The organism is Neobacillus niacini, from assembly GCF_023715415.1.
Classification (GTDB): domain Bacteria; phylum Bacillota; class Bacilli; order Bacillales; family Cytobacillaceae; genus Neobacillus; species Neobacillus niacini_C.
Genome location: NZ_JAMBOB010000092.1, coordinates 1 through 255 on the forward strand (window position 1 = coordinate 1; position 255 = coordinate 255).

At 53.3% G+C, this 255-nt stretch carries 1 rRNA gene; it reads left to right on the forward strand.

Features of this window, described 5'->3' with window-relative positions:
• Positions 1-255: ribosomal RNA gene (locus M3189_RS26720) — 16S ribosomal RNA — on the forward strand; the annotation flags it as partial.

Genomic DNA, 255 nt, shown 5'->3' on the forward strand with positions numbered 1-255 from the left:
TAGAGATAGGACGTTTCCCTTCGGGGAACAGAGTGACAGGTGGTGCATGGTTGTCGTCAGCTCGTGTCGTGAGATGTTGGGTTAAGTCCCGCAACGAGCGCAACCCTTGTTCTTAGTTGCCAGCATTCAGTTGGGCACTCTAAGGAGACTGCCGGTGACAAACCGGAGGAAGGTGGGGATGACGTCAAATCATCATGCCCCTTATGACCTGGGCTACACACGTGCTACAATGGATGGTACAAAGGGCTGCAAGAC